Origin of the sequence: Nocardioides sp. CPCC 206348 (assembly GCF_048654705.1) — a bacterium.
Classification (GTDB): domain Bacteria; phylum Actinomycetota; class Actinomycetes; order Propionibacteriales; family Nocardioidaceae; genus Nocardioides.
In genome coordinates, this window is sequence record NZ_JBMCZA010000217.1 from 50,127 (window position 1) to 51,199 (window position 1,073).

Annotated in this window: 1 protein-coding gene; it reads left to right on the plus strand. The window is 71.4% G+C overall.

The annotated features are described in order from the left end of the window. Positions 1-190: 190 nt before the first annotated feature. Positions 191-1,063 carry a LysR family transcriptional regulator gene (locus ACOADB_RS23995; protein WP_378604709.1) on the plus strand — a complete coding sequence of 291 codons (873 nt, stop codon included), beginning with the start codon at positions 191-193 and terminating at the stop codon, positions 1,061-1,063. Positions 1,064-1,073 lie beyond the last annotated feature (10 nt).

Here is a 1,073-nt window from a genome sequence, read left to right on the forward strand (position 1 = left end):
GGGCGACGGGGTGGGAGGGAACGGAACGCATTGCTACTCCTCGATGGGGATGTGCCCGAGTGGAACAGGTTCTACATTCGGAGGTGACACGGTCGGGCGTCCAAGACCCGTTCGGCATGAGCCCACGAATCAGCCAGACGGAATGAGCCAGAAGGAATGAGCCAGACGGAATGAGCCAGAAGGGCACGCGATGAACATCCAGCAGCTGAGGTACGTCGTCGCGACGGTCGACCACGGGAGCATGACCGCCGCGGCCGCGGCCGTGTTCGTCGCCCAGCCGGCCCTGAGCCGGGCCGTGCGCAACCTCGAACGCGAGCTCGGGATCACGATCTTCGAACGGTCCGGGCGCGGCGTGACGCTCAGCCCCGAAGGCGCCGAGCTGGTGCGGCGGGCACGCGGCGTCCTGGTCAGCATCGACGCCCTGCAGTCGGCGGCCAGCACCACCGATCACACCGCACCGCTGGTCATCGCCGCGTCGCCGACGCTGCAGGCCGCGCTCGCCGTACCGATCCTCGCGGCCCTGCGGGACCACGGTGTCGCAATGCCGTCGCGCCTGGTGGGCTGCAGCAGCTCGGCCGAGGTCGTCGACCTCGTCACGGCAGGGACGGCCGACCTCGGGATCTGCGACAGCGTGGTGACCTCCGACCTCGTGCAGGTGAACATCGGCCGCGCCGAGATCCGGCTCTACTCCCCCGAGTCGCTCCCGCTGCCGGACCGGGTGCGGATGGCCGACCTCGCCGGCCTACCCCTCGTCCTGCCGACCGCGGGCAGCAAGCGACGGGCCGCGCTGGACGGATTCTTCGAGCGTGCCGGAGTGGTGCCCGAGGTCGCCGTGGAGACCGACGAACGCAACGTCTGGCTGGCGGCCGTCACCGCCGGGCTGGCCTCGTGCATCTGGCACAGCGTCGAGGCCGCCCGGGTGCCGGTGCCGGGCGTCGTGATCCGCAGCTTCGACCCGCCCCTCCACCGCCCGCTCACGACGGTGCACCGCGCGGGCGACTCCTCGCCGGCGCTGGGCCCGCTGCTGGAGGTGGTCCGGCAGATGAGTGCGCTCGTCGGCTGACCCACCGGGA

Coding starts and splice junctions, on each gene's coding strand:
- ACOADB_RS23995 (WP_378604709.1), top strand. CDS start 191: ATGAACATCCAGCAGCTGAGGTACGTCGTCGCGACGGTCGACCACGGG.